The organism is Streptomyces albiflavescens, from assembly GCF_014645835.1.
In the GTDB taxonomy this organism is placed as follows: Bacteria; Actinomycetota; Actinomycetes; order Streptomycetales; family Streptomycetaceae; genus Streptomyces; species Streptomyces albiflavescens.
Genome location: NZ_BMMM01000024.1, coordinates 117,742 through 144,391, shown reverse-complemented (window position 1 = coordinate 144,391; position 26,650 = coordinate 117,742). Strand labels below are relative to the sequence as shown.

General features: G+C 70.0%; 25 protein-coding genes and 1 pseudogene. 13 read left to right on the top strand and 13 right to left on the bottom strand.

Translation table 11 applies throughout. The annotated features are described in order from the left end of the window. The first annotated feature begins 205 nt into the window (after positions 1-205). Genes deoC through IEY95_RS42850 form a run of 3 tightly spaced genes read left to right on the top strand, consistent with a single transcriptional unit; the run spans position 206 to position 3,506 of the window. On the top strand, positions 206-1,168 hold the full coding sequence (gene deoC, locus IEY95_RS42860) for a deoxyribose-phosphate aldolase (RefSeq protein ID WP_189191680.1): 963 nt from the start codon (positions 206-208) through the stop codon (positions 1,166-1,168). A gap of 6 nt (positions 1,169-1,174) precedes the next feature. After that, a complete protein-coding gene (locus IEY95_RS42855) occupies positions 1,175-2,611 on the top strand; it encodes an aldehyde dehydrogenase family protein (RefSeq protein WP_189191679.1) in 1,437 nt (478 codons plus the stop codon). Further along, the gene (locus tag IEY95_RS42850; protein WP_189191678.1) at positions 2,604-3,506 is read left to right on the top strand and encodes an aldehyde dehydrogenase family protein; all 903 of its coding nucleotides are present in this window, start codon (positions 2,604-2,606) and stop codon (positions 3,504-3,506) included. The genes IEY95_RS42855 and IEY95_RS42850 overlap by 8 nt, the downstream gene beginning before the upstream one ends. A 105-nt stretch (positions 3,507-3,611) precedes the next feature. Here the strand turns inward: IEY95_RS42850 and IEY95_RS42845 are convergent, their stop codons facing one another. Then, positions 3,612-4,019 carry a hypothetical protein gene (locus tag IEY95_RS42845; RefSeq protein ID WP_189191677.1) on the bottom strand — a complete coding sequence of 136 codons (408 nt, stop codon included), beginning with the start codon at positions 4,017-4,019 and terminating at the stop codon, positions 3,612-3,614. Between the two features lie 256 nt (positions 4,020-4,275). On the opposite strand from IEY95_RS42845, the gene IEY95_RS42840 reads away from it, so the two are divergent. Next, complete coding sequence (locus IEY95_RS42840) at positions 4,276-4,914, top strand: uridine kinase family protein (protein ID WP_189191676.1); 639 nt, start codon at positions 4,276-4,278, stop codon at positions 4,912-4,914. Positions 4,915-4,981: 67 nt separating this feature from the next. After that, positions 4,982-5,785 (top strand): hypothetical protein, encoded by an 804-nt coding sequence (locus IEY95_RS42835; RefSeq protein WP_189191675.1) that lies wholly within the window; start codon positions 4,982-4,984, stop codon positions 5,783-5,785. A gap of 191 nt (positions 5,786-5,976) precedes the next feature. Here IEY95_RS42835 and IEY95_RS42830 read toward each other — a convergent pair whose 3' ends face one another. Next, positions 5,977-6,756: a SigE family RNA polymerase sigma factor gene (locus tag IEY95_RS42830; RefSeq protein ID WP_189191674.1), complete on the bottom strand. Its 780-nt coding sequence runs from the start codon at positions 6,754-6,756 to the stop codon at positions 5,977-5,979. 297 nt (positions 6,757-7,053) lie between these two features. On the opposite strand from IEY95_RS42830, the gene afsQ1 reads away from it, so the two are divergent. The 5 genes from afsQ1 to IEY95_RS42805 all read left to right on the top strand — a co-directional run bounded on the left by afsQ1 (position 7,054) and on the right by IEY95_RS42805 (position 11,184). Then, positions 7,054-7,731, top strand: coding sequence for a two-component system response regulator AfsQ1 (gene afsQ1, locus IEY95_RS42825; protein WP_099505496.1), 678 nt, complete (start codon positions 7,054-7,056; stop codon positions 7,729-7,731). Next, complete coding sequence (locus tag IEY95_RS42820) at positions 7,728-9,341, top strand: ATP-binding protein (RefSeq protein WP_229703743.1); 1,614 nt, start codon at positions 7,728-7,730, stop codon at positions 9,339-9,341. The genes afsQ1 and IEY95_RS42820 overlap by 4 nt, the downstream gene beginning before the upstream one ends. Positions 9,342-9,556: 215 nt before the next feature. Beyond that, on the top strand, positions 9,557-10,162 hold the full coding sequence (locus tag IEY95_RS42815) for a hypothetical protein (RefSeq protein ID WP_189191706.1): 606 nt from the start codon (positions 9,557-9,559) through the stop codon (positions 10,160-10,162). Positions 10,163-10,338: 176 nt separating this feature from the next. After that, positions 10,339-10,890 (top strand): VanZ family protein, encoded by a 552-nt coding sequence (locus tag IEY95_RS42810; protein WP_189191673.1) that lies wholly within the window; start codon positions 10,339-10,341, stop codon positions 10,888-10,890. Between the two features lie 90 nt (positions 10,891-10,980). Next, positions 10,981-11,184, top strand: coding sequence for a PspC domain-containing protein (locus IEY95_RS42805; protein WP_189191672.1), 204 nt, complete (start codon positions 10,981-10,983; stop codon positions 11,182-11,184). A gap of 81 nt (positions 11,185-11,265) precedes the next feature. Here IEY95_RS42805 and IEY95_RS42800 read toward each other — a convergent pair whose 3' ends face one another. Together IEY95_RS42800 and IEY95_RS42795 are read right to left on the bottom strand one after the other, a co-directional pair. After that, the gene (locus IEY95_RS42800; protein ID WP_189191671.1) at positions 11,266-11,619 is read right to left on the bottom strand and encodes an ATP-binding protein; all 354 of its coding nucleotides are present in this window, start codon (positions 11,617-11,619) and stop codon (positions 11,266-11,268) included. Positions 11,620-11,761: 142 nt separating this feature from the next. Beyond that, the gene (locus IEY95_RS42795) at positions 11,762-12,916 is read right to left on the bottom strand and encodes an adenosine deaminase (RefSeq protein ID WP_189191670.1); all 1,155 of its coding nucleotides are present in this window, start codon (positions 12,914-12,916) and stop codon (positions 11,762-11,764) included. A gap of 113 nt (positions 12,917-13,029) precedes the next feature. Between IEY95_RS42795 and IEY95_RS42790 the strand changes: the two genes are divergently transcribed. Next, complete coding sequence (locus tag IEY95_RS42790) at positions 13,030-13,791, top strand: alpha/beta hydrolase (RefSeq protein ID WP_189191669.1); 762 nt, start codon at positions 13,030-13,032, stop codon at positions 13,789-13,791. A gap of 98 nt (positions 13,792-13,889) precedes the next feature. Here IEY95_RS42790 and IEY95_RS42785 read toward each other — a convergent pair whose 3' ends face one another. Next, positions 13,890-14,843 (bottom strand): LysR family transcriptional regulator, encoded by a 954-nt coding sequence (locus IEY95_RS42785; RefSeq protein WP_189191668.1) that lies wholly within the window; start codon positions 14,841-14,843, stop codon positions 13,890-13,892. Between the two features lie 62 nt (positions 14,844-14,905). Here IEY95_RS42785 and IEY95_RS42780 point away from each other — a divergent pair, with 62 nt between their 5' ends. Continuing rightward, on the top strand, positions 14,906-16,228 hold the full coding sequence (locus IEY95_RS42780) for an MFS transporter (RefSeq protein ID WP_189191667.1): 1,323 nt from the start codon (positions 14,906-14,908) through the stop codon (positions 16,226-16,228). 269 nt (positions 16,229-16,497) lie between these two features. Continuing rightward, positions 16,498-17,553: a sigma-70 family RNA polymerase sigma factor gene (locus IEY95_RS42775; RefSeq protein WP_189191666.1), complete on the top strand. Its 1,056-nt coding sequence runs from the start codon at positions 16,498-16,500 to the stop codon at positions 17,551-17,553. Positions 17,554-17,592: 39 nt separating this feature from the next. On the opposite strand, the pseudogene IEY95_RS49760 reads toward IEY95_RS42775, so the two are convergent. The 8 genes and pseudogenes from IEY95_RS49760 to IEY95_RS42740 all read right to left on the bottom strand — a co-directional run. Then, positions 17,593-17,832: pseudogene (locus IEY95_RS49760) on the bottom strand (STAS domain-containing protein); the annotation flags it as partial. A gap of 103 nt (positions 17,833-17,935) precedes the next feature. Further along, positions 17,936-19,219, bottom strand: a complete 1,284-nt coding sequence (locus IEY95_RS42770) for a thymidine phosphorylase (RefSeq protein ID WP_189191665.1) — start codon at positions 19,217-19,219, stop codon at positions 17,936-17,938. Positions 19,220-19,290: 71 nt separating this feature from the next. Next, on the bottom strand, positions 19,291-19,692 hold the full coding sequence (locus IEY95_RS42765) for a cytidine deaminase (RefSeq protein WP_189191664.1): 402 nt from the start codon (positions 19,690-19,692) through the stop codon (positions 19,291-19,293). Continuing rightward, positions 19,689-20,975 (bottom strand): ABC transporter permease, encoded by a 1,287-nt coding sequence (locus tag IEY95_RS42760; protein WP_189191663.1) that lies wholly within the window; start codon positions 20,973-20,975, stop codon positions 19,689-19,691. Before IEY95_RS42760 ends, IEY95_RS42765 begins: the two co-directional genes overlap by 4 nt. After that, positions 20,975-22,102: an ABC transporter permease gene (locus tag IEY95_RS42755; RefSeq protein ID WP_189191662.1), complete on the bottom strand. Its 1,128-nt coding sequence runs from the start codon at positions 22,100-22,102 to the stop codon at positions 20,975-20,977. Before IEY95_RS42755 ends, IEY95_RS42760 begins: the two co-directional genes overlap by 1 nt. Next, complete coding sequence (locus tag IEY95_RS42750) at positions 22,099-23,625, bottom strand: ABC transporter ATP-binding protein (protein ID WP_189191705.1); 1,527 nt, start codon at positions 23,623-23,625, stop codon at positions 22,099-22,101. Before IEY95_RS42750 ends, IEY95_RS42755 begins: the two co-directional genes overlap by 4 nt. A 201-nt stretch (positions 23,626-23,826) precedes the next feature. Further along, positions 23,827-24,885 carry a BMP family lipoprotein gene (locus tag IEY95_RS42745; RefSeq protein WP_189191661.1) on the bottom strand — a complete coding sequence of 353 codons (1,059 nt, stop codon included), beginning with the start codon at positions 24,883-24,885 and terminating at the stop codon, positions 23,827-23,829. 284 nt (positions 24,886-25,169) lie between these two features. After that, a complete protein-coding gene (locus tag IEY95_RS42740) occupies positions 25,170-26,393 on the bottom strand; it encodes a M20 family metallopeptidase (RefSeq protein ID WP_189191704.1) in 1,224 nt (407 codons plus the stop codon). Between the last annotated feature and the right edge of the window lie 257 nt (positions 26,394-26,650).

The window sequence follows — 26,650 nt, the reverse complement described above, 5'->3', positions numbered from 1 at the left end:
CGGTGGGTGGTGTGGTTTTCGCCCCCACCGCGCCTGCCCGTTCCCGGCACCTGGAGCTGCGCCCCGGACCCCGCTGGGCGGTACTTTGGCTGCGGGGTGGGTGGGGGTTGATCGCGCAGTTCCCCACGCCCCTTGCAGGGGCGTTCCAGAACCCACCTCCACCCCGGGGGTGTACAGCTGCTACGCGCGTAGATATGCTCGGCTGGTGACCATGCCCACCATCGCATCCGCTGCACACGCACTCGGCGACGTAACCGCGTCCGACAGCATGCTGCGCCGCTTCCTCCACGGGCTGCCCGGCGTCGACGCGGTCGGCCTGGAGGCGCGCGCCGCCTCGCTCGGCACCCGTTCCATCAAGACCACCGCGAAGGCGTACGCGATCGACCTCGCCATCTCGATGGTCGACCTGACCACGCTGGAAGGCGCGGACACCCCGGGCAAGGTCCGGGCGCTCGGCGCCAAGGCGGTCCACCCGGACCCGACCGACCGTACGACACCGACCACGGCCGCGGTCTGCGTCTACCCCGACATGGTGGCCGTCGCCAAGGAGGCCGTCGCCGGATCCGGCGTGAAGGTCGCCTCGGTCGCCACCGCCTTCCCGGCGGGCCGCGCCGCGCTCGACGTCAAGCTGGCCGACGTGCGCGACGCCGTCGCCGCGGGCGCCGACGAGATCGACATGGTCATCGACCGCGGGGCCTTCCTCGCGGGCCACTACATGAAGGTGTACGACGAGATCGTCGCCGTGAAGGAGGCCTCGGGCGCCGCCCGCCTGAAGGTCATCTTCGAGACCGGTGAGCTCTCGACGTACGACAACATCCGGCGCGCGAGCTGGCTCGGCATGCTGGCCGGGGCCGACTTCATCAAGACCTCCACCGGCAAGGTGGCCGTCAACGCGACGCCGGCGAACACCCTCCTGATGCTGGAAGCCGTCCGCGACTTCCGCGCGCAGACCGGCATCCAGGTCGGCGTGAAGCCCGCCGGCGGCATCCGCACCACCAAGGACGCCATCAAGTTCCTGGTCCTGGTGAACGAGACCGCGGGCGAGGACTGGCTGGACAACCACTGGTTCCGCTTCGGCGCGTCCTCGCTCCTGAACGACCTGCTGATGCAGCGTCAGAAGCTGGCCACCGGCCGCTACTCCGGCCCCGACTACGTGACGGTGGACTGATCCATCATGGCTTCCGCATTCGAATACGCACCGGCGCCCGAGTCCCGCTCCGTCGTCGACATCGCCCCGTCGTACGGGCTCTTCATCGACGGCGAGTTCACCGAGGCCGCCGACGGCAAGGTCTTCAAGACCGTCAGCCCGAGCACCGAAGAGGTCCTCTCCGAGGTCGCCCAGGCCGGCACCGAGGACGTCGACCGCGCCGTGAAGGCCGCCCGCAAGGCCTTCGAGAAGTGGTCGGCGCTGCCCGGCTCCGAACGCGCCAAGTACCTGTTCCGCATCGCCCGGATCATCCAGGAGCGCTCCCGCGAGCTCGCCGTCCTGGAGACGCTGGACAACGGCAAGCCCATCAAGGAGACGCGCGACGCCGACCTCCCCCTGGTCGCCGCGCACTTCTTCTACTACGCGGGCTGGGCCGACAAGCTCGACCACGCCGGCTTCGGCGCGAACCCGCGGCCGCTGGGCGTGGCCGGCCAGGTCATCCCCTGGAACTTCCCGCTGCTGATGCTGGCCTGGAAGATCGCCCCGGCGCTCGCGACCGGCAACACGGTCGTCCTGAAGCCCGCGGAGACCACTCCCCTGTCGGCGCTGTTCTTCGCGGACATCTGCCGCCAGGCGGGCCTGCCCAAGGGCGTCGTCAACATCCTTCCGGGATACGGCGACACGGGTGCCGCGCTCGTCGAGCACCCCGACGTCAACAAGGTCGCCTTCACCGGTTCCACCGCTGTGGGCAAGGCGATCGCCCGCCAGGTGGCGGGGACCAGCAAGAAGGTCACCCTCGAACTGGGCGGCAAGGGCGCGAACATCGTCTTCGACGACGCCCCCATCGACCAGGCCGTCGAGGGCGTCGTCAGCGGCATCTTCTTCAACCAGGGCCAGGTCTGCTGCGCCGGCTCCCGCCTGCTCGTTCAGGAGTCGATCCAGGACGAGCTGCTGGACTCGCTCAAGCGCCGCCTCTCGACGCTCCGCCTCGGCGACCCGCTCGACAAGAACACCGACATCGGCGCCATCAACTCCGCCGAGCAGCTCTCGCGCATCACCTCGCTCGTCGAGCAGGGCGAGGCCGAGGGCGCCGAGCGCTGGTCCCCGGCCTGTGAACTCCCCTCCTCCGGCTACTGGTTCGCCCCGACGCTCTTCACGAACGTCACCCAGGCGCACACCATCGCCCGCGACGAGATCTTCGGCCCGGTGCTGTCGGTCCTCACCTTCCGCACGCCGGACGAGGCGGTCGCCAAGGCCAACAACAGCCAGTACGGCCTCTCGGCGGGCATCTGGACCGAGAAGGGCTCCCGGATCCTGGCCGTCGCGAGCAAGCTCCGCGCGGGCGTCATCTGGTCCAACACGTTCAACAAGTTCGACCCGACCTCGCCGTTCGGCGGTTACAAGGAGTCGGGCTTCGGCCGCGAGGGCGGTCGTCACGGCCTGGAGGCGTACCTCGATGTCTGAGAAGTCGGAAAAGATCGAGCGACTGTCAGTCTTCAAGACCTACAAGCTGTACGTGGGCGGGAAGTTCCCGCGTTCCGAGAGCGGCCGGGTGTACGAGGTGACGGACTCGAAGAGCAACTGGCTGGCGAACGCGCCCCTCGCCTCCCGCAAGGACGCCCGTGACGCGGTGGTCGCCGCCCGCAAGGCGTTCGGCGGCTGGTCCGGCGCGACGGCGTACAACCGCGGCCAGATCCTCTACCGCATCGCCGAGATGCTGGAGGGCCGCAAGGACCAGTTCGTCCGGGAGGTCGCGGACGCCGAGGGGCTGTCGAAGTCCAAGGCGGCCGCTGTGGTCGACGCCGCGATCGACCGCTGGGTCTGGTACGCGGGCTGGACCGACAAGATCGCCCAGGTGGTCGGGGGCGGCAACCCGGTCGCGGGCCCGTTCTTCAACCTGTCCACCCCGGAGCCGACGGGCGTGGTCGTCGTACTGGCCCCTCAGGAGTCCTCGTTCCTGGGTCTGGTCTCGGTGATCGCCCCGGTCATCGCGACCGGCAACACGGCGATCGTCGTCGCCTCCGAGAAGTCCCCGCTCCCGGCACTGTCGCTGGGCGAGGTGCTGGCCACCTCCGATCTTCCCGGCGGTGTGGTCAACGTGCTCTCCGGCAGGACCGCGGAGATCGCCGCTCCCCTGGCCGCGCACCAGGACGTCAACGCGATCGACCTCGCGGGCGCGGACGACGTACTCGCCAAGGAGCTGGAGATCGCGGCCGCGGACAACCTGAAGCGCGTTCTTCGTCCACAGCCTGTGGATTATTCGGCGACCCCCGGGATCGAGCGCCTGACGGCCTTCCTGGAGACGAAGACGGTCTGGCATCCGACGGGGTCGCTGGGCGCCTCCGGATCGTCCTACTGAGGCATGCCGAGTTTCGGGGCCCCGATCAGTGTCCCCGGGGCCCCGTCAACGGGAGAGCCGCGCTTCCCCTCCGTCCAGGGGGAGCGCGGCTCTCTCATGTGTCGCTCAGTGCAGCAGTCCCGTCGCCTGCCCCAGCAGCGGGATGCTTCCCACTGACTGCGCCTGCGCCACCGGCCGCGTCAGAGCCTGCGAGGAGAGCGGCTTGAAGTCGGCGAGCTGGGTGCCCACCCCGTTGTCGAGCGGGTCGACCCCGGTGCCCGCCAGCGGATTGGGCTTGAGGCCCTGGACGGGGCCGGTGACATAGCCGACCGTGCCGGTCAGGGCCGCGAGGCCCGCCTGCGGGTCGATGTTGCCCAGCGAGGCGGGCCGGGTGCGCATGACGTCCACGACAGGGTCCGTGTCCGCGACGGCCGGGCCGGCCGTGGCCGCACCGGCAGCGACCACGCCGACCGCGGCGGCGATGCGCGCGGTCGTGCGGGCCATGGTGGTCTGCTGGGCTGCGTGTCGCGCCATCAGGTTTCCTCTTCGAAGAGCAGAGAGCAACTTGTTTGACACGCAGCGTAGTTGACCGGCCGCACTTCGAGGCGGTCCGAACGGCGGATTCGCCCCTGCGGGTCAACAGGCATATCAGCGCCGGTCCGCCGGGGACACCGAAGAGGCCGGACCGACCTGCGCCCGCCGGGTCCGGGAGCGGGCCGGGGAGGGGATAATGTCCGGGACGCGTCCGATGCGTGACCGCACCAGGTCGATTCACAGAAGGTACAGAGAATTGGGTTCCCATCCCCCGATACCCACCCGCGTGGTGCTGCTCTGCGGCCCCTCCGGCTCTGGAAAGTCCCTTCTCGCGGCCGACTCCGGCCTCCCCGTGCTCCGCCTCGACGACTTCTACAAGGAGGGCACCGACCCGACGCTTCCGCAGGTGGAGGGCAGCGCGGACATCGACTGGGACCACCCGCTGTCCTGGGACGCGGACACCGCGGTCGCCGCGATCGAGGAACTGTGCCGCACGGGACGTACGACGATCCCCGTGTACGACATCTCGCTGAGCGCCCGTACCGGCTCGGAGACCCTGTGCATCGAGCGGACGCCGCTGTTCATCGCGGAGGGGATCTTCGCCGCCGAGATAGTCGAGCGCTGCCGGGAGTTGGGCGTGCTGGCCGACGCGCTGTGTCTGTCGCGGGGGCCGGTCACCACGTTCCGCCGCCGCTTCGCGCGGGATCTGAAGGAAGGCCGCAAGTCGGTGCCCTTCCTGCTGCGCCGCGGCTGGCGTCTGATGCGTGCCGAGCGCTCCATCGTGGCCCGTCAGGCCGCCCTGGGCGCCCACCCCTGCGACAAGGACGAGGCCCTCGGCCGCCTGACCGCCTCGGCCGCCGGGCGCCACTCGACCCCGCGCCCGACGGCGGCGTAGTCACCGGCCCCCGGGGCCGCCGCTTGTGTCAGCCGCCCGGGCAGCCCGCGGTCGCTCCGGTCCAGCAGTGGGAGGACCACTTATTGTCGTCCGAACCGCTGAAGTTGGTGGAGGAACCAGCCGGCAGACCCCAGGTGTCACCGGCCCAGTTGTCCAACTGGTAGAACCGACCAACGCGCGCAAGTACGGGCCGACCGATCTGGCCTCGGTCCGCGTCTACGGCTACAAGCCGCCGCTGCCCGACGGCGTCACCAGGCAACAGGCCGTGGCCGCGCAGCAGCGGGACGCGGCACGGGAACAGGCCGTCACTCCCGCCGCCGCGGCCGTCGCCACCGGCACCGCGCAGAAGGCCGACAAGGAGAACGGCACGGCCGCTGCCGAGGTCCCGGCCGGTGTTGCCGAGGGGGGCTGTCACGGGCAGGCCCAGCGCCGGGCCTTGGCCGACCGGGCCGCCGACGATCTGATGACGGTTCAGAACCTGTTCGTCCAGGCCTCCGCCACCACCCGCGAGGACCCGGCGACCGTCGCGCTCGACAAGCGGTGGAGCGCCTGCATGCGCAAGTCCGGCATGAACTACCCGGACCCGCTCTCCGCCGTCGACGACTCGACCTGGCGCACCCAGCGGACGAGCCCGAACGGCCCGCACCCGAACTTCCCCGCGCCCTCGGCCAGGGAGATCCGCACGGCGGAAGCCGATGTGCGCTGCAAGACCACCACCGACTACGTCGTGACCCGGCACGCCGTCGAGTCCGGCCACCAGAAGCAGTTCATCAAGGAGCACGAGGACACGCTCGCGGCCCTGAAGGAACGCAAGCGGCGCATGGTCGAGAAGGCGAAGTCGATCGTGGCGGCGGACAAGGCGGCGCGGTAGCGCGGACGGCAGGGCGCGCAAACGAGCGGACAACAAGGCGCGGACAACGAAAAGAGGTCCAGGCGGACCCCCCGTCCGCCTGGACCTTTCTCATTCCCCCGTGCTCCCCCGTGACCCCGTTGGTACCCCCCGGTACTGCTCCCCCGTACTACCTGTTACCTCTTGCTTCCCCTTGCTTCCCCCCCAGACCTTCAGGCGACAAGCTCCCCGAAGGACTCCTCCTCGTCACGGCCGAAGCTGAGGACCTCGTCCTCGCGCATCCGGCGGAGCGACCGCCAGATGCTGGACTTCACCGTGCCGACACTGATGTCGAGGATCTCCGCGATCTCCGGGTCGGTGCGGCCCTCGTAGTAACGGAGGACCAGCATCGTGCGCTGGAGTTCGGGCAGCCGGGCGAGCGCCTGCCACAGCACGGCGCGCAGCTCGGTGCCGCGCATCGCGTCCGTGTCACCGGGCGTCTCCGGCAGCTCCTCGGTCGGGTACTCGTTCAGCTTGCGGCGGCGCCACGCGCTGATGTGCAGATTGGTCATGGTGCGGCGGAGGTAGCCCCCGACCGCGGCCTTGTCACTGATCCGGTCCCAGGCCCTGTACGTCGAGAACAGCGCGCTCTGCAGCAGGTCCTCGGCCTCGAACCGGTCACCGGTGAGGTGGTAGGCGGTTGCGTACAGGGAGGCGCGGCGCTCCTGGACGTAGGCGGTGAACTCCGCCTCCGACAGCGAGCGACGCTCCCCCGTGTCCTCCCCGTACGCGGCTCCCCCGTGAGCCTTCCCCCCGACCGTGCCCACAGCGACTGGCGCCGCGGGGCTCTCCCCCGTGAACGCGTCAACCACCGTCATGTACGCGGTGTGCTGACGCCCGGTGCCGCGAGCGCACCCCCGCCCGCTCACGGCACCGGACTTCTCCGAGCCCCGGGTGACGTCGTGGAGCCGCGTGACAACTGCGCTAGTGCTGGTGCTGTGCAGCGTGTTCATCTCGCGCCCCCCGTCGTGGAGTCCCGGTTCTTCGGTTCGTTCGGCCGTGCTTCCTTGCTTGTGTCGAAAAGCTTGCCCGGGCCACTTCATGGCCGTGTCCGCCGACTGTCACAGACCTGTCACAGGGCCCATCCGCAGGCGCGTCACAGCCCGATCACAGAGAAGAGCGATACGACTACGCAGATGACCACTCGGGGGCCCTCCGTCGTACAAGAGGGGCCCTCCTTCTGTGCGGGAGATGGGTGGGAGCGCTCCAACGGTCGATACCCGGCCATGACATGGGCCAGAATGACGTTCGTGCCTTCCCTGTTGCTGATCGAGGACGACGACGCCATCCGTACGGCCCTGGAGCTCTCTTTGACGCGCCAGGGACACCGTGTGGCCACCGCTGCCACCGGCGAGGACGGTCTGAAGCTGCTGCGTGAACAGCGGCCCGACCTGATCGTGCTGGATGTGATGCTGCCCGGCATCGACGGATTCGAGGTGTGCCGGCGCATCCGGCGCACCGACCAGCTGCCGATCATTCTGCTGACCGCGCGCAGCGACGACATCGACGTCGTGGTCGGTCTGGAGTCCGGCGCCGACGACTATGTCGTCAAGCCCGTGCAGGGCCGGGTGCTCGACGCCCGGATCCGTGCCGTGCTGCGGCGCGGTGAGCGCGAGGCGAACGACTCGGCGACGTTCGGTTCGCTCGTCATCGACCGCGCCGCGATGACGGTCACCAAGAACGGCGAGGATCTGCAACTGACGCCCACCGAGCTGCGGTTGCTCCTCGAACTGAGCCGCCGCCCCGGGCAGGCGCTGTCCCGCCAGCAGCTGTTGCGTCTGGTGTGGGAGCACGACTACCTGGGCGATTCGCGTCTGGTGGACGCCTGCGTGCAGCGCCTGCGCGCGAAGGTCGAGGACGTGCCGTCCTCGCCCACCCTGATCCGTACGGTGCGTGGCGTCGGCTACCGGCTGGACAATCCTCAGTGACAAGACCGCAGGACGAGCTCCGCGGCTGGGCCGCGGCGCGCAAGGCGATCCTGTCCGGCCTGCGCTTCACCAGTCTGCGACTGCGGCTGGTCGTGGTGTTCGGACTCGTCGCGCTCACTGCTGCCGTGTCGGCGTCCGGCATCGCGTACTGGCTCAACCGCGAGGCCGTGCTGACGCGCACTCAGGACGCGGTGCTGCGCGACTTCCAGCAGGAGATGCGCAACCACGCGAGCATGCTGCCGGTGCACCCCGCGCAGGACGAGCTCCAGCGCACGGCGGGGCAGATGGCCAACAGCAGCCAGCGCTTCAGCGTGCTGCTGGTCGCCCAGGACCCGAACGGCAAGACCGTCGTCGGCAACTCCGAGCTGGACACCTTCACGCTGGAGGACGTGCCCAAGTCCCTCCAGAAGGCGGTGAACAAGGAGCAGCCGCTGTCCTCGAACAACAAGTCCGCGTACCACCTCTACTGGCAGCGGATCACCGACCACGACAAGCCGTACCTCGTGGGCGGCGCGAGGGTGATCGGCGGCACCACCACCGGCTACATGCTCAAGTCCCTGGAACCCGAGGCGAAGGATCTCAATTCGCTTGCCTGGTCCCTGGGGATCGCCACGGGCCTGGCCCTGATCGGCTCGGCGCTGCTGGCCCAGGCCGCCGCGACCACGGTCCTCAAGCCGGTGCACCGCCTGGGCATCGCGGCCCGCCGCCTGGGTGAGGGCAAGCTCGACACGCGACTGCGCGTGTCGGGCACGGACGAACTCGCCGACCTCTCCCGTACGTTCAACCACACGGCGGAGGCCCTCGAGAAACGCGTGGCCGACATGAGCGCCCGCGACGAGGCGTCCCGCCGCTTCGTGGCGGACATGTCCCACGAACTCCGCACGCCGCTCACGGCGATCACCGCCGTGACGGAGATCCTCGAAGAGGAACTGGACGCGGAGACCGGCAGCGTCGACCCGATGATCGAGCCGGCCGTACGCCTCGTCGTCAGCGAGACCCGGCGCCTCAACGACCTCGTCGAGAACCTCATGGAGGTCACCCGCTTCGACGCGGGCACCGCCCGGCTCGTCCTCGACGATGTGGACATCGCCGACCAGATCACCGCGTGCATCGACGCGCGCGCCTGGCTGGACGCGGTGGACCTGGACGCCGAGCGCGGCATCACGGCGCGCCTCGACCCGCGCCGCCTCGACGTGATCCTGGCGAACCTGATCGGCAACGCGCTCAAGCACGGGGGTTCGCCGGTACGGGTGTCCGTGCGCGTGGAGGGCGAAGAGCTGGTCATCGAGGTCCAGGACCACGGTCCCGGCATCCCCGGGGACGTACTCCCGCACGTCTTCGACCGCTTCTACAAGGCGAGCGCGTCCCGGCCCCGCTCCGAGGGCAGCGGCCTCGGCCTCTCCATCGCCCTGGAGAACGCGCACATCCACGGCGGCGAGATCACCGCGGCGAACGCGCCCAAGGGGGGTGCGGTCTTCACGCTGCGCCTGCCGCAGGACGCGTCGGAACTGCTCACCGACGACCTCCGCGACGGGAATGGGAACGGGAACGAAAACGGCCCCGGGAACGGACACGGGAGCGGGAACAGCACGGAGGACACCGCCGGATGACGACCGCACGACTCCTCCACCGCCTGAGCGCGGGCAGCGCACGGCTCCTTCGCCGCCGACGTACGGGCTCGGCACGGCTCCTCCACCGCCGAGGCACGGGCCGCGCACAAGCCCTCCGCTCGCAGGACGGGCGCCTCGCACGGCTCCCGCGTCTCCGGCGTCCGGCCGGTCCCGCAGGTCAGCCGCGGCTGACCGGTCCGGCGGGTCCCCCGCGTCTGCGGGGCTTGCGGCCCTGGCTGGTCGTTCCGTTGCTCGCCGTGCTGCTGGCGGGCTGTGGCATCCGGTCCACCCAGGTGCCGACGGACTTCGGTCCGGCGCCGTCACGGGTGCCCTGCGCGCTGTCCGGCCCGGACATCTCCACCCAGTCCACCCGGGGTGTGCCCGTCCAGGTGTTCCTCCTCTGCTCCGGACAACTGGTCACGGTCGACCGCTCGGTCCGGATCCCGGACGGCACGGCGGAGGCGGCGCGACGGGTCCTGGTGGCCCAGGGGCTCCTCGACGAGCTCGCCGAGAGGCCCTCCGCGCCGGAGCAGCAGGCCGGGTACACGACGGACGTGCGCGGCGGCATGACGGTCAGTGGTCCCCGGGACAAGGATCCCGAGGACACGCTCCGGCTGAGCACCCCGCCCGAGGACCTCACGTCCTCCGCCCTCGCCCAGATCGTCTGCACCTTCTCCGACTCGGCCGCAGCCCGGGACGACGGCTCCGTCATCCTCGGCGGCCCCGCCCCGTCCCCCCTCCTCAGCTACGAATGCACTCCCGAGGTCCGCTCCGACCCCGTCACCACGTCACCGCCGTCCACGGCGGTCGAGGGGTCGTGACGTGGCGGGGCGTTGAGCGTTTTCGCCCCCTCCCTCCGCCCCTGCCCGTCCCTTACCCGGGGCTGCGCGTCCCGGCTCCCTGAAAGACTGCGCGGTTCCCCGCACCCCTGAAGGGCGGCGGGGGCGAAACCTCTCCCCCCGGAACCGATCGTGCCGCGCCCCGCGTCTTGGGGGGCGTGCAGCGTCAAGGTTCAGACGGCGGCAGCGCCGTGATCCGCGTCCGTGTGGCAGGAGGTGTCCTCCTCGTCGCACACCTGGCCCTCGTCGCCTGGATCACGCTGCGCCCCCTGGACGTCCCCTGGGTGAGCGCCGCCAACCTGCGGCCCTTCGCCGGCATCAGAGCCGACCTCGCACTGGGCCCGGGGGTGGCGGCCCGCCGCATCGCGGAGGGCCTGGGCCTGCTCGCCCCGCTGGGCGTCCTGCTCCCGATGGCGGGCGGCAAGCTCGCCGTCTCCCCGCTCGGCTCCCTCATCCGTACGGTCGCCGCCGGAGCCCTGCTCTCGCTGGGCATCGAGCTCCTGCAGACCGGCGTCCCCGGCCAGGTCGTGGACGTGGACTCGCTGTTGCTCAACACGGTCGGCGTGGCCCTCGCCCACCTCGCGATCGTGCCCGCCGCCAGGGCCAGGCTCCGCCGACGGGCCGAGACCCGACGCCGCGCGGCCCTCCCCCGGGAGGACACGGCTCAGGGTCGGACCCCGACGATTCCCAGGGTCGGGATCGCACCGTAGAGCGACGCTTGGCCCACTTCGTCCCCGTAGCGTTGAAGACATCGAAGCCGGACACCCCGGCACTCAACGACGGTTCGCGAAGGAGCCACCATGACCGCCCTTGCCCGCCCCACCAACGGCCGCATGATCGGCGGAGTGTGCGCAGCGCTGGCACGGCGCTTCGGCACCTCCGCGACCACGATGCGCGTGATCTTCGTACTTTCCTGCCTGCTCCCGGGCCCGCAGTTCCTGCTCTACATAGCGCTGTGGATCCTGTTCCCGTCCGAGGACAAGGCCGCCCGCACGGCCTGGTGAGCCCAGCAGCCATCGCACACGCGCCGGTGGGGCGCACCCAACCAGGGTGCGCCCCACCGGCGTTGGTACGAGCGGAAGGCCTCAGCCCAGCGGAACCCCGTTCACCGGCAGACCGTGCGTGGGCAGCCCCTGCACCGGCAGCCCGCCGAGCAGCCCGGCCACGGGCGCGGCCGGCCCCTGGGCGAGCACCCTCGCGGCGGCGGGCTGGGCCGCCGCCAGGCCCCCACCGAGCGCACTCTGCCCCTGGGTGAGCGCCTCACCGGCCCCGGGCAGCGCCTTGGCGACGTTCTCGGCAGGCAGCGTCTTGGTGACGGTGTCCAGCGCCGAGGAGGCGTCGGGCACGGCCGGCGCCGCGTTCGCGGCGCCCGCACCGGCAGCGGCGAAGGCGGCACCGAGAGCGGCGACACCGAGGGTCTTGGCAGCAGACTGCTTCATATTGAATGCGTCCTTGGATCCGTGAGACAGGGATGTGAGCGGTCCAAAAACGTAAACACCCAGAGCCGACCTCCGCAAACATCGAAAAGCGGCCGAGTCATGGAGAAGGAGTGAAGACCCGACCGCTTTCCGACCCCTCCGATCAGGCCTGATCCCCCACAGACCCCCTGGTGGAGGCAGTCTGCTGGAACAGCCATTCGGACTTCAGCTCGGCATATCCGGGCTTGATCACGTCATTGATCATCGCCAGTCGTTCATCGAAAGGAATGAATGCTGACTTCATAGCATTGACAGAGAACCACTGAATATCATCGAGCGTATAACCGAATGCCTCGACAAGGCGCTCGAATTCCCGGCTCATACTGGTGCCCGACATGAGCCGATTGTCCGTATTCACGGTCGCCCGGAAATGTAGCCGCCGCAGCAGCCCGATCGGATGGGCGGCGTACGAGTCGGCCGCGCCGGTCTGAAGGTTGGAGCTCGGGCACATCTCCAGCGGGATGCGCTTGTCCCGCACATACGAGGCGAGCCGGCCGAGCTCCACCGAGCCGTCCCCGTGGACCTGGATGTCGTCGATGATGCGTACGCCGTGGCCGAGCCGGTCGGCGCCGCACCACTGCAGTGCCTGCCAGATCGACGGGAGTCCGAAGGCCTCGCCGGCGTGGATGGTGAAGTGGTTGTTCTCCCGCTTGAGGTACTCGAAGGCGTCGAGGTGCCGGGTGGGCGGGTAGCCGGCCTCTGCGCCGGCGATGTCGAAGCCGACGACACCCAAGTCCCGGTAGCGGTTCGCCAGTTCGGCGATCTCCAGGGCGCGGGCCGCGTGCCGCATGGCGGTCAGCAGGGCACCCACCCTGATCCGGTGCCCGTTCTCCCGGGCGATCCGTTCGCCCTCCCGGAAGCCCTCGTTGACCGCCTCGACGACCTCTTCGAGGGTGAGCCCGGCTTCCAGATGCTGCTCGGGCGCGTACCGGACCTCCGCGTAGACGACACCGTCCTCGGCGAGGTCCTCGGCGCACTCGGCGGCGACCCGGACGAGGGCGTCGCGGGTCTGCATGACGGCGCAGGTGTGGGCGAAGGTCTCCAGATACCGTTCCAGGGAACCGGAGTCGGCGGCCTCGCGGAACCAGATGCCGAGCTTGTCGGGATCGGTCTCGGGGAGGTTGGAGTAGCCCGTTTCCTGGGCGAGCTCGACGATCGTCCCGGGGCGCAGGCCCCCGTCGAGGTGATCGTGCAGCAAGACCTTGGGCGCCCGGCGGATCTGGTCCGAGCTCGGGGTGTTCTGGATCTGGCTCGTCATTTTCGCACTGTACGCCCTACGCGCGTAGATCTCCTGCTGTACGAATCCGTCGATACGTAACGGTGACCGTGCGGACGGGTGGCGTACACCGTCGCTTCTGAGACTGTTCTGTCATGGCACAGCAAGCGACGCCGGTTCGCAGGGCCCGGCTGGGGAGGGCGCTCGGCCCGGAGCCGACGGCGGTCAGCGGAGTGGTTCTGCTGCTCCCGGGCGGCGAGGAGACCTCCGCCCGCAGACCGTCCCCCATGATGGCAACCGCCTCCGTACGCGCGTTGGGACGCCGCCTCACCCGCGCCGGGCACGCGGAAGGCCTGGTCACCCACGTGGTGCACTACCGCTTTCGCGGCTGGAACGGCAGCGAGGCGCATCTGGCGCGTGACGCGTCGTGGGCCACCGACGAGGTCGTACGCCGCTACGGAGACGTCCCGGTGTGCCTGGCCGGGGTGGACATGGGTGCCCGCGCGGCACTGCGGGCCGGCGGGCACACGGCCGTCAACTCCGTACTGGCGCTCGCCCCTTGGCTGCCCGAGGAGGACGTGGCGGCGCCCCCCGAACCGGTGAAGCAGCTGGCCGGGCGCCGTGTGCTGATCGTGCACGGCACGAACGACGAGCGCACCGACCCGGAGCTGTCCTTCCGACTCGCGGCACGCGCCAAGAAGGCCAACCGCGACATCTGCCGCTTCGAGGTCCACTCCGACGGGCACGCGCTGCATCAGCACCGGTCGGAAGTGCTGGCGTTGTCGGAGGACTTCGTGATGGGTTCCCTGTTCGGCCGCAGTCTGTCCCGGCCTCTTGAGGACGCGCTTGCGGCTCCGCCGCCATTGGGATTGCGGATGCCGCTGGCCTCCGGCTTCGGGAAGGCGTTGCGTCGCTAGGTGGGTTCTTCCGCGGGCTGTGAGGGCTGGTCGCAGCCGCGCGGCGGAACCGCGTGAGGTCGCGGCCCCGCGCACTTGAAGGGGCGCTCCCGGTGCCGTCAGTCCGGGAGCAAGTGGCCCCGTCGGGACAGCAGGAACTTCTTGAAGGCCGCCACCGGTGGCGTGTCCGCGTGGCCGTCCAGCCACGCCACGCCGATCTCGCGTACCGCGCGTGGCGCGGTCACCGTCAGCTCCACAACCCCCGGTCGGGGTACGGCAGGCGGGGGCAGGAGGGCGACCCCGAGCCCCGCGGCCACGAGGCCCCGTAGTGTTTCCGCCTCCTCCCCTTCGAAGGCGATGCGCGGTTTGAAGCCCGCCTCCTTGCAGAGGTCGTCGGTGATACGGCGCATGCCGTAGCCGGGTTCCAGGGTCACGAAGGTCTCGTCGGCGGCCTCGGCGAGGCGGATGCGCCTACGGGCGGCGAGACGGTGGTCGGCCGGTACGACGAGCCGGAGTTTCTGCTCGTCGAGACGGCGGCCCACCAGGTCGGGCGCGTCCGGCACGGGCGAGGTGAGGCACAGGTCCAACTCACCCGAGCGCAGCCCCTCCAGCATCGCCTCGCCGTAGTTCTGTACGAGACTGAAGCGGACACCGGGATGGTCGGCGCGGAACGCGCGGATCAGGCCCGGCACCGTCTCGGACCCCATGGTGTGCAGGAAGCCGAAGGCGACCTTGCCGGTGGCCGGGTCGGCGTCGGCGCGCAGCTCTTCGGCGGCGCGCTCGATCTCGGCGAGTGCCCGTTCGACGGAGCCGAGGAACGTACGCCCCGCGGCCGTGAGGGAGACGGTCCTTCCCCTGCGCGCGAACAGGTCGACGCCCAGGTCCTGTTCCAGCCGGACCATGGCCCGCGACAGGGTCGACTGGGGGACCTGCATCTCCTGCGCCGCCCGGGTGACGTGCTCGGTACGGGCGACGCCGGCGAAGTACGCGAGGCGTGGGGCAAGCACGGCGACGATGTCTTCTGTGTCACTGTACGGTGACAGGTGAGCTTCTGACCTCTGCTGATGCGCCATGGGAACGATTATGGAGTTTCCATGCATTGGACGGATGAATGACGGGTCCTTAAGTTCGAAGCATGCCTTCCGCCAGTACCGGGGCGTCCACCACCGTGGACGCCGCCACCGCCGCCACCACCGCCACCACCGCCTCCACCGCCTCCGCCGCTTCCGCACCGTCGTCCGTCGACTCCCGTATGACCCCGGGCGGGCCCGGCTACCGCCGGATGAGCTTCGCCCTCTTCCTGGCAGGTGTCGCGACCTTCGCGCTCCTCTACTCCACGCAGGCCCTTCTCCCGCTCGTCTCCACGGACTTCGGGGTCACGGCGAGCGAGGCGAGCTGGACGGTGTCGGCCGCGACCGGCGCACTGGCGCTCTTCGTGCTCCCCATGAGCGCGCTGTCGGAGCGGTTCGGGCGGCGTACGTTGATGACGGCGTCGCTGGCGGTGGCGGTGACGGTCGGACTGCTGGTCCCCTTCGCCCCCTCGATCGGCGCGCTGGTGGTGCTGCGGGCAGTGCAGGGCGCGGCCCTCGCCGGACTTCCGGCGTCGGCGACGGCGTACCTGGCCGAGGAGGTCCGCCCCAAGGCCTTGATCACGGCGATCGGCCTCTTCGTGGCGGGCAACAGTGTCGGCGGAATGAGCGGTCGGGTCATCACCGGCTGGGTGGCGCAGGAGTGGGGCTGGCGGGTGGCCGTCGGCGCCATCGGGATCATCGCGGTGGCGTGCGCGGTCGCCTTCCGGCTGCTGCTGCCGGCGCCCCGGCACTTCACTCCGGGCTCGCTGCGACCGCGCGTCCTGGCGCGCACGGTCCGCGACCACCTCGCGAACCCTCTCCTGTGCCGGCTGTACGCGATCGGCGCCCTGTTCATGATGGTCTTCGGCGGCGTCTACACGGTCATCGGCTACCGCCTCACCGACGCCCCGTTCTCCCTCCCCCAGGGCATCATCGGCTCGATCTTCCTGGTCTATCTCGTCGGTACGGTGTCGGCCTCCACGGCGGGCAGGCTCGTCGGACGGCTGGGCCGCCGCGGCTCGCTGTACCTGGCGGGCGGCACGACGACCGCCGGTCTGCTGCTGTCCCTCGCCGACTCGCTCCCGCTCGTACTGCTCGGTCTGGTCCTGATCACCGCGGGCTTCTTCGCGGGACATGCGGTGGCGTCCTCCTCGGTGAGCCACACCGCGGTGCGTGGTCGGGCCCAGGCCTCGGCCCTCTACCAGTCCGCCTACTACATCGGCTCCAGCGCCGGCAGCACGCTCGGGGCCGTCGCCTTCCACGAGGGTGGTTGGGCCGGCACGGTGACCCTCGGTCTGCTCGCCGTCCTCGGCGTCGTGACCATCACGGTGTTCGGCTCCCACGCGGCGCGCGTCCAGTCCCGCGGGAAGCCGGCTCTGGCGCACTAGGGGGTTTAACCCCCGCCGCCCCGCTAAAAGATCACGCAGTTCCCCGCGCCCCTTTCGGGGGCGCGGGGAACTGTGCGAACGGGGTCTGGGGCGGAGCCCCGGGTCGGGACGGGCAGGGGCGGAGGGGGCGCAGAAACCACCCCGGAACACCCCACTCCCACCTGCGCCTTTTCCCGCTCCGCACGCCATTGTCAGTGGGCTGCGGTAGCTTCCGAAGTGCTGGCGCAACGACGCGCGGGACGGAACAGAGCCACAGGGGTGGGTTGGCTATGAGCAGCGACGGCACGGCGACGACAACAGACCTGGACGTCCGGCTGGAGAAGCACCGGGTCGAGCTGACCGGGTACTGCTACCGGATGCTCGGCTCCTCCTTCGAGGCCGAGGACGCGGTGCAGGACACGATGGTCCGCGCCTGGCGCAGCTACGACAAGTTCGAGGGCCGCTCCTCGATGCGTTCCTGGCTGTACCGGATCGCGACGAACGTGTGTCTCGACATGCTGAACGCGGGCAACAAGAGGGCTCGCCCCATGGACCTCACCGCCCCCTCGCCCCTGGCCCAGGCGGCACTCACTCCCCGCCCGGACAACACATGGCTGGAGCCGATGCCCGACGCCCGCGTCCTGCCGACGGCCGGCGACCCGGCCGAGGCGGCGGTCGCGAAGGAGTCGGTGCGCCTCGCCTTCATGGCGGCCCTGCAGCAGCTGCCGCCGAAGCAGCGGGCGGTGCTCATCCTGCGCGAGGTCCTCGCATGGAAGGCGAGCGAGGTCGCCGAGCTGCTCGGCACCTCCGTGGCATCGGTCAACAGCGCGTTGCAGCGGGCCCGCGCCACCCTCGCCGAGACCGACGGCGCCGGCGCGGAGGCCGCCACCTCGGATCCGCTCGACGAGGAGCAGCAGAAGCTCCTGGAGCGCTATGTCGCCGCGTTCGAGGGGTACGACATGACGGCGCTGACGGCGCTGCTCCACGAGGACGCGATCATGACGATGCCGCCGTTCGACCTGTGGCTGCGCGGCACGGACGACATCACCGGCTTCATGACGACGCTGGGCGCCGGCTGCGCGGGCTCGCGCCTGATGCCGGTCGAGGTCAATGGTCTGCCGGGGTTCGCGCACTACAAGCCGGATCCGGAAGCGGGTGGCTACACGCCCTGGGCCGTGCAGGTGCTGGAGATCTCAAAGGGGCGCATCACCGGGTTCCACTTCTTCCTGGACACCGCCCGTTGGTTCCCGCTCTTCGGGCTCCCCCTCCGACTCGACGAAGCCGGTGGGGTCTCCGGCGTCGATGGCGTCGACGGACTCGAAGCGGAGGCCGACGAGGTCCAGTAGGGCACGCAGGGCAGGGTCCGGGTTCCGTAGTCGGATCCGGCCCCCGGCCCGCCGCGCGGCCAGCTCCAGTCTCGCCAGCACGTCGACGGTGCCGAGACCGGGCGGACCGAGCCCCGCGACATCGCAGACCACGATCCCTGCCCCGGTCGCCTCCAGCTGCGCCCGCACGTCGTCACAGAGCCGCGGCACCTCGTCGCGGGTGACGGGTCCAGGCAGCACAAGTACGGCGGGTGTCGTGGCGTCCACGGTCAGTAGACCGGCCGGGAGCACAGAACTCATCGCCGGACCTGCCGAACGGGACCAATGGCCGTGAGCAGGTCCACCGATCCCGTTCGCCCTGGGGAGGCCGTGTCCATCAGCGGCCCCCGGCCGCGGGCCCGGGTCAGGCGATCCGGTCCAGCACGATCGGGGTCGGCACGAAGTCCGTGCCCGCGGCCGCGATGTCGTAGGAACCCTCGACCGCCTGGAGCGCGTACTCGAAGCGCTCCGGGGTGTCCGTGTGGAGGGTGAGGAGGGGCTGGCCCGCCGTCACCGTGTCGCCCGGCTTGGCGTGCAGTTCGACGCCCGCGCCGGCCTGCACCGGGTCCTCCTTGCGCGCACGCCCGGCACCGAGGCGCCAGGCGGCGATGCCGATGTCGTACGCGTCGAGGCGGGTCAGGACGCCGGAGGCCGGGGCGTTCACCACGTGCCGCTCGCGCGCGACGGGCAGCTCGGCGTCCGGGTCGCCGCCCTGCGCGGCGATCATGCGGCGCCAGACGTCCATCGCGGAGCCGTCGGCCAGCGCCTTCGCCGGGTCGGCGTCCTTGATGCCGGCCGCGTCGAGCATCTCGCGCGCCAGCGCGATGGTGAGGTCGACGACGTCCGAGGGGCCGCCGCCGGCCAGGACCTCCACCGACTCGCGGACCTCCAGCGCGTTGCCCGCCGTCAGGCCCAGAGGCGTGGACATGTCCGTGAGGAGCGCGACCGTCTTCACGCCGTGGTCCGTGCCCAGACCGACCATCGTCGAGGCCAGTTCGCGGGCGTCCTTGATGGTCTTCATGAAGGCGCCTGTGCCGACCTTCACGTCCAGAACCAGGGAGCCGGTGCCTTCCGCGATCTTCTTCGACATGATCGACGAGGCGATCAGAGGGATCGCCTCCACCGTGCCGGTGACGTCACGCAGGGCGTACAGCTTCTTGTCGGCCGGTGCCAGACCGTCGCCCGCCGCGCAGATCACCGCGCCCGTCCCCTCGAGTACGGACAGCATCTCCTCGTTGGAGAGCAGCGCACGCCAGCCGGGGATCGACTCCAGCTTGTCCAGCGTGCCGCCGGTGTGGCCGAGGCCGCGGCCCGACAACTGGGGGACCGCTGCTCCGCAGGCCGCCACCAAGGGCGCCAGCGGGAGGGTGATCTTGTCACCCACCCCGCCCGTCGAGTGCTTGTCGGCCGTCGGGCGGGACAGGGACGAGAAGTCCATGCGCTCGCCCGAGGCGATCATCGCGGCCGTCCAGCGGGCGATCTCGTGGCGGTTCATGCCGTTGAGGAGGATGGCCATGGCGAGCGCGGACATCTGCTCGTCGGCGACCTCCCCGCGGGTGTACGCGTCGATGACCCAGTCGATCTGCTCGTTGCTGAGCTCGCCGCGGTCCCGCTTGGTGCGGATGACGGAGATGGCGTCCATGGCCATGGCGTACGTTCCTTCCGAGGTTCATGGAAGTGTGCGGCCCCTCTGATCAACTCAGAGGGGCCGTACGGGAGTTACTTGGTGAGATGGTCCGGGCCAAAGGCCTGGGGCAGCATCTCGGAGAGGGGGAGGATTCCCGCCGGGGTCTCCAGGAGGAGATCCGGTCCCCCGAACTCGTACAGCAGCTGGCGGCAGCGGCCGCACGGGACCAGGATCTCGCCGTGCCCGTCGACGCAGGTGAAGTGCGTCAGACGGCCGCCGCCGGTCCGTTGCAGCTGCGAGACCAGCCCGCACTCGGCACACAGGCCGAGGCCGTACGAGGCGTTCTCGACGTTGCAACCGGAGACCGTGCGGCCGTCGTCGACCAGTGCGGCGACCCCGACGGCGTAGCCCGAGTAGGGGGCGTACGCGTGGGACATGGCCTCGCGGGCCAGCTCGCGCAGCGCCTCCCAGTCGACGGCGGACGGCGTGGTCACTTGCCCTGGCCCTTCCGGTAGCGCATGCCGTCGGCCTTGGGCATCCGCAGGCGCTGCGCGGACAGCGACAGCACGAGCAGCGTGACGACGTACGGGGTGGCGCCCACGAAGTCGCTCGGCACCTCGTCCGTGAACAGGTACCAGACCAGGACGAGCGCGGCGACGAAGAGGCTGATCGCGCCCTGCCAGTGCGCCTTCCGGTACAGCTTCCAGGCGGCGAGCACCGCGAGCAGGACGACCAGCAGGAGCAGCAGCGCGTGCACGGTCACGCCGCCGTTGCGCAGTTGCAGCGCGTCCGAGTAACCGAAGAGGCCCGCGCCCATGGCCAGTCCACCGGGCCGCCAGTTGCCGAAGATCATGGCCGCGAGACCGATGTAGCCGCGCCCGCCGGTCTGGCCCTCCAGGTAGATGTGCGAGGTGACCAGCGCGAGGAAGGCGCCGCCGAGTCCGGCGAGGCCGCCGGAGACCGCCACGGCCGCGTACTTGTACCGGTAGACGTTGACGCCGAGCGACTCCGCGGCGGTCGGGTTCTCACCGCAGGAGCGCAGCCGCAGACCGAACGGGGTGCGCCACAGCAGCCACCAGCTGCCCACGAACAGCAGCGCGGCGAGGACCGTCACCACGGACACGTTGGTGACCAGGCCGCCGAGGATGCCCGCGAGGTCGGAGATCAGGAACCAGTGGTGCTTCTGGAGCGACTCGAGGGCGTCCGAGAGACCGGGCACGGTGATGTGGCCCAGCGAGTCCGCGGGCGGGGACTGCTTGGGGTTGCCGCCCGCGTCCGCCGCCTTGCCCTCCGAGAAGAAGAGCTTGGCGAGGTACTGGGTGGTGCCGAGCGCGAGCAGGTTGACCGCGACACCGGAGACGATGTGGTCGACGCCGAAGGTGATGGTCGCGACGGCGTGCACCAGGCCGCCGAGGACACCGAAGCCGACGCCGCACAGCAGGCCGAGCCAGGGGCTGGACTGCCAGCCGACCCAGCCGGCCCCGAAGGTGCCGAGGATCATCATGCCCTCGAGGCCGATGTTGACCACGCCGGACCGCTCGGACCACAGGCCCGCGAGGCCGGCGAGGCCGATGGGCACGGCGAGGCCGAGCGCGGCACTGACCTGTCCGGCAGAGGTGAGCTGGTCGGCGCCGGTGATGACGCGGACCGCGGCCACGAGCAGCAGCGCGCCCGCGACGATCATGAGGAGCTGGCCGGCCGACCGGCCGGACCGCTGGGGTCCGGTGTCCGCCTTGGGCGCCGCGGGCGGCGGCGTGTCGGTCATCGTGGCAGTCATCACGCCACCTCCTGCTTCTCGGTCCGGGCGGCGGCCTGGGCGGCGAGTTCGGCGCCGACCCGCTGCTGCTGGCGCTTGAGGCCGTACCGGCGTACGACCTCGTAGGCGATGACGACGCACAGGACGATGACGCCCTGGATGACGCCGAGGATTTCCTTGTCGTAGCCCTGGAACTCCAGGTGGTTGGTGGTGCGCTCCAGGAAGCCCCACAGGAGGGCGCCGAGGGCGATGCCGATCGGGCTGTTGCGGCCGAGCAGCGCGATGGCGATGCCGGTGAAGCCGATGCCCGACGGGAAGTCGTTGCTGAACTGGTGGCTGTCGTTGAGCAAGGTCGGCATGCCGATCAGACCGGCGACGGCTCCCGAGATGACCATGCTGGTGGCGATCATGCGCTTGACGCTGACGCCGCTCGCCGCGGCAGCGGTCTCCGACTGGCCGACGGTGCGCAGGTCGAAGCCGAAGCGGGTGCGGCCGAGCACGAACCAGTACGCGACACCGACGATCACGGCGATCACGATGAAGCCCCAGAGCACGCCCGCCGCGCCCGTGTCGAACGAGAAGAACCAAGAGTCCTGCGGCAGCGGCTTGGTCGATACGACGGTGCCGCCACTCTGGAGTTCGGCGAGCTTACCCGGCTGGAGGAGGTAGGCGATGATCGCGGTGGCGATGGAGTTCAGCATGATCGTCGAGATGACTTCGCTGACGCCCCGGGTCACCTTGAGGATGCCGGCGATACCGGCCCAGACGGCGCCCACGCCCATCGCGCAGATGATCATCAGCGGGACGGCGATCCAGCCCGGGACGGTCAGGGCGCCGCCGAGCACCGCCGCGAAGAACGCGGCGAGGCGGTACTGTCCGTCCACTCCGATGTTGAACAGGTTCATGCGGAAGCCGATGGCCACCGCGACGCCCGCCAGGTAGTACGTCGTCGCCTTGTTCAGGATGTAGACCTGGCTGTCGCTGGCGGTGCCGTAGGTCAGCATGTCGCTGAAGGCGTCGCCCGGGTTCTTGCCGGTGGCGAGGATCACCACGGTGGTGACGACGATCGCGGCGACGAGCGCAAGGAGCGGCGCCGCGATGCCGAGGAGCAGCCGCTCCTTGTCGATCCGTGAGGTCAGCTTCTTCATCGGTCGTCGTCCTCTGCGTGCTCCAGGTGGCCGGTGGCCGCACCCGTCATGGCGGAGCCCAGCTCCTCGGGGGTGATCGTGGCGGGGTCGGCGTCGGCGACCAGGCGGCCGCGGTACATCACCCGCAGGGTGTCGGAGAGCCCGATGAGCTCGTCCAGGTCGGCGGATATCAGCAGCACGGCCAGACCCTCGCGGCGGGCCTCGCGGATGTGGTCCCAGATCGCGGCCTGCGCACCGACGTCCACGCCGCGGGTGGGGTGGGCGGCGATGAGGAGCTTGGGCCGGTGGCTCATCTCGCGGCCGACGATCAGCTTCTGCTGGTTGCCGCCCGACAGCGAGCCCGCGGTCACCTCGATGCCCGGCGTGCGGACGTCGTACGCGCTGATGATGCGCTCGGTGTCCGCGCGGGCGGCCTTCAGGTCGAGCAGTCCGCCGCGCGAGTTGGGCCGCTCGGTGACATGGCCGAGGATGCGGTTCTCCCACAGCGGTGCTTCGAGGAGCAGGCCGTGGCGGTGGCGGTCCTCGGGGATGTAGCCGACGCCGGCCTCGCGGCGGCGGCGGGTGGGGGCGTGGGAGATGTCGGTGTCATCGAGCGAGATGACGCCGGCGTCGGGGTTGCGGATGCCCATGATCGCCTCGACCAGCTCGGACTGGCCGTTGCCCTCCACGCCGGCGATGCCGAGGACCTCGCCCTTGTGGATGGTGAAGGAGATCTCGTCGAGGATGATCCGCTCGATGCCGTCGAGGTCCGTCTGGGACAGGTGCAGCCCCTCCACCTTCAGCAGCGGGACGTCCGTGACGGTGGACTCCTCGGTCTCCGGCGTGGGCAGTTCGCTGCCCACCATCAGCTCGGCGAGCTGCTTGGAGGTGGTGCTCCCCGGCTCGACCGTACCGACCGTGGTGCCGCGCCGGATGACGGTGATCTCGTCGGCGACGGACAGCACCTCGCCCAGCTTGTGGGAGATGAAGATGACGGTGAGCCCCTCGGCCTTCAGCTCGCGCAGGTTGTCGAAGAGGGCGTCGACCTCCTGCGGTACGAGGACGGCAGTGGGCTCGTCGAGGATGAGGATCTTGGCGCCGCGGTAGAGGACCTTGAGGATCTCCACGCGCTGGCGGTCGGCGACGCCGAGCTCCTCCATGAGGACGTCGGGCCGGACGTTCAGTCCGTACGCGTCGGAGATCTCCTTGATCTTCGTACGCGCCTTGGCGCCGATGCCGTACAGCTTCTCCGCGCCGAGGACGACGTTCTCGAGGACGGTGAGGTTGTCGGCGAGCATGAAGTGCTGGTGCACCATGCCGATACCGCGCGCGATGGCGTCGGCGGGGGTGTGGAAGGCGATCCGCTCGCCGTTCACCGTGATGGTGCCCTCGTCCGGCTGCTGCATGCCGTAAAGGATCTTCATCAGGGTGGACTTGCCGGCACCGTTCTCACCGCAGAGGGCGTGGACGGTTCCCGTGCGGACGGTGATGTCGATGTCGCGGTTGGCGACGACGCCGGGGAAACGCTTGGTGATGCCGCGCAGTTCGACGGCAGCGGGAGGGCTGGACGCGTTGATGGCGCACTCTCCTCGGGGAAAGGGGCTGCGTAGGGGAGGGCAGGCGTCGGCGACGCTAGCGCGGCAACTCCATGCTACACGCGTAGAGTTGACACATTGTTATGGCTCGGCGAGGGGCTGCTGAGCGCGCCTCTCGCCGAGCCCGGGGTCCGGCGGGGACCCGTCAGATCACGGAGTGGTCTTGACCGTGACGTCGCCGTCGACGATCTTCTTCTGCGCCGCGTCCAGCTTGGCCTTGATGTCGTCGATGAAGCCACCGCTGGTGGCCAGCGAGACACCGTCCTTGGCGAGCGAGTACGTGTTGGTGCCGGTCAGCGGCTTGCTGTCATGGACCGACTTGATGAAGTCGTAGACACCGACATCGACGTTCTTGACCATCGAGGTCAGGATCGAGCTCTTGTACTTCGACAGACCCGGGATGTTGTACTGGTCCGAGTCCACGCCGATGGCCCAGGCACCCTTCTGACCGTTGACTGCCTCGATCGCGCCGTTGCCGGAGGAGCCGGCCGCCGAGTAGACCACGTCGGCGCCCTTGTCGAGCATGCCCTGCGCGGCTTCCTTGCCCTTGTCGGGGCTGGAGAAGCCGGAGAGGTCCGAGCCGTGGCTCAGGTACTGGGTGTCGACCTTGATCTTCGAGTTGGTGTCCTTGACGCCCTGGACGTAGCCGGCCTCGAACTTCTTGATCAGCGGGACGTCGACGCCGCCTATGAAGCCGACGTGGTCCTTCTTGGTCTTCAGCGCCGCGGCGACACCGGCCAGGTAGGAGCCCTGCTCCTCGGTGAAGGTGATGCTGTCGACGTTCTTGGCGTCCACCACCGAGTCGACGATGCCGAAGCTGACCTTCGGGTACTTCGCGGCGACCTTGCCCATCGAGGTCGCGTAGGAGAAGCCGACGCCGACGATCGGGTTGTAGCCCGCGTCGGCCAGGTCCGTGAGGCGCTGCTCGCGGTCGGCCTCGGTGTCCGAGTTCTTGGCGGTCAGCTCCTTGATCGAGCCGCCGAACTCGGACTTGGCCTTGTCCGCACCGCGCGCGGCGGAGTCGTTGAAGGAACGGTCACCACGGCCGCCGACATCGAAGGCAAGGCCGATCTTGATGCCCTTGCCGCTGCCGGCGGAGGCGGACGAGTCCTTGTCGTTCTCGGAGGACGTGCTGCCACAGGCAGTGGCAGACAGTGCGAGAGCTGCGGTCGCGATACACGCAGCGGAAAGCTTGGCTACCCGGCGCACGGGAAGGCTCCTTCACCTGACCTGAGCGCCATGTCGGCGCTTGATGTGAGCACCATGCCAGTGCTCGAGCCGGGACGCCCCGTCGGCGTCGGCTTCGCGGCATCGTAACGCGCGTAGATGTCAGAAAAACACCTCTCGCGAAGCCGTTATCGATTCGAGGCAAACAGCGTCTGAACTCGGGATCTTGCGGCTCCGCGCCGATGATTTCGAACCACGGACGAATGGCTTACAACCGTGTTGCGCCTGATGTCGGAACGCCCCCGCCCCCGCGGAGGGCCTTTCGCTCAACGCTCCGCCGCGTCCAGCAGCGCCGCGGCCGTGAACAGTTCCACGCCCACCGTGATCGCCGACTCGTCGGCGTCGAAGTCGCCCTGGTGGAGATCGCGCACCGTGCGCTCGCCGGGGGTACGGACGCCGAGGCGGGCCATCGCGCCGGGCACATGCTCCAGGTACCAGGAGAAGTCCTCGCCGCCGAGGCTCTGCTCGGTGTCCTCGATGGAGTGCGCCCCGCGCCGGGCGCTCATCGCGTCGCGGAGCAGCTCCGTGACGGCCGCGTCGTTCACGACCGGCGGGACGCCCCGGATGTAGTTGATCTCGGACTTGGCGCGGTACAGGTTCGCGATCTCGTCGATGGCCGCGTGCACCAGGTCGGGCGCGGCCCGCCAGGCGTCGAGATCCAGGCAGCGCACGGTCCCGGAGAGCTCGGCGTGCTGCGGGATGACATTGCAGGCGTGGCCGGACTCGATCCGCCCCCAGGTCACCGCGAGCCCGCTGCGGGCGTCGACCCGCCGGGCGACAAGAGCCGGTACGTCGGTCACGACGCGGGCGGCGGCGGTGACGAGGTCGGTGGTGAGGTGGGGGCGCGCGGTGTGACCGCCCGCACCGTCGAGTGAGACTTCGAGCCGGTCGCACGCCGAGGTGATGGCGCCGTGCCGCAGACCGATGCGCCCCGCGTCCACCCTCGGGTCGCAGTGCACGCCGATGATCTGCCCGACGCCGTCGAGCACGCCCGACTCGATCGCGTCCGGGGCGCCACCGGGCAGCACCTCCTCCGCGGGCTGGAAGATCAGCCGTACCGGCCGGGGCAGCCGCCCCTCGCGGTGCAGCTCGGCGAGGACGAGCCCGGCGCCGAGGACGACCGTGGTGTGCACGTCGTGGCCGCAGGCGTGGGCGCGGTCGGGCACGGTCGACCGGTACGCGCAGTCGGTCTTCGTGTCCGGGATGGGCAGCGCGTCGATGTCGGCGCGCAGCGCGAGCATGGGCCGTACGCCGTCCCAGTCGCCGATGTCACAGATGAGGCCGGTCCCGATGTCCAGGACACGCGGCTTCAGGCCCGCCTGCTCCAGGCGCGCCTTCAGCGCGGCCGTGGTGCGGAACTCCTGGTTGCCGAGCTCCGGGTGCATGTGCAAGTCGCGGCGGAACGCGACAAGTTCGGCGCGCAGTGCCTCGGGCAGCGCGCCGGGGAGCTGCGGTTCCCCGGGGAGATCGGCCTCGGACTCTCGGGACATCAGTTCGTTCACCCTCTGAAGGGTAAGGCGGTCGGGCGGCCAACTGACCCACGATCAACAAAAGTTCAACCCGTTAGGGGAAGAAAATCTGGCCGCACGGCGCATAGGTTTCTGCGGGGATGGGTAAACTCGCCCGGCTTTCGGGCTATTGGATCTTGAACCAGCCCGGTCGGGCATCCCATGATCCGAATCCGCCGGGGGTTACCCACGGACTCCCATCGGGAAACGCCCGGAGTGCCCGAGCCCATTCCCCTACC

Bases quoted from the DNA above. Each gene is read 5' to 3' on its own strand.
- IEY95_RS42795 (WP_189191670.1), bottom strand. From the start codon at position 12,916: ATGACGAGCCAGATCCAGAACACCCCGAGCTCGGACCAGATCCGCCGG.
- IEY95_RS42830 (WP_189191674.1), bottom strand. From the start codon at position 6,756: ATGAACACGCTGCACAGCACCAGCACTAGCGCAGTTGTCACGCGGCTC.
- IEY95_RS42855 (WP_189191679.1), top strand. From the start codon at position 1,175: ATGGCTTCCGCATTCGAATACGCACCGGCGCCCGAGTCCCGCTCCGTC.
- IEY95_RS42760 (WP_189191663.1), bottom strand. From the start codon at position 20,975: ATGACTGCCACGATGACCGACACGCCGCCGCCCGCGGCGCCCAAGGCG.
- IEY95_RS42845 (WP_189191677.1), bottom strand. From the start codon at position 4,019: ATGGCGCGACACGCAGCCCAGCAGACCACCATGGCCCGCACGACCGCG.
- IEY95_RS42755 (WP_189191662.1), bottom strand. From the start codon at position 22,102: ATGAAGAAGCTGACCTCACGGATCGACAAGGAGCGGCTGCTCCTCGGC.
- IEY95_RS42785 (WP_189191668.1), bottom strand. From the start codon at position 14,843: ATGGCGCATCAGCAGAGGTCAGAAGCTCACCTGTCACCGTACAGTGAC.
- IEY95_RS42805 (WP_189191672.1), top strand. From the start codon at position 10,981: ATGACCGCCCTTGCCCGCCCCACCAACGGCCGCATGATCGGCGGAGTG.
- IEY95_RS42790 (WP_189191669.1), top strand. From the start codon at position 13,030: ATGGCACAGCAAGCGACGCCGGTTCGCAGGGCCCGGCTGGGGAGGGCG.
- IEY95_RS42780 (WP_189191667.1), top strand. From the start codon at position 14,906: ATGCCTTCCGCCAGTACCGGGGCGTCCACCACCGTGGACGCCGCCACC.
- IEY95_RS42775 (WP_189191666.1), top strand. From the start codon at position 16,498: ATGAGCAGCGACGGCACGGCGACGACAACAGACCTGGACGTCCGGCTG.
- IEY95_RS42740 (WP_189191704.1), bottom strand. From the start codon at position 26,393: ATGTCCCGAGAGTCCGAGGCCGATCTCCCCGGGGAACCGCAGCTCCCC.
- IEY95_RS42770 (WP_189191665.1), bottom strand. From the start codon at position 19,219: ATGGCCATGGACGCCATCTCCGTCATCCGCACCAAGCGGGACCGCGGC.
- IEY95_RS42850 (WP_189191678.1), top strand. From the start codon at position 2,604: ATGTCTGAGAAGTCGGAAAAGATCGAGCGACTGTCAGTCTTCAAGACC.
- IEY95_RS42800 (WP_189191671.1), bottom strand. From the start codon at position 11,619: ATGAAGCAGTCTGCTGCCAAGACCCTCGGTGTCGCCGCTCTCGGTGCC.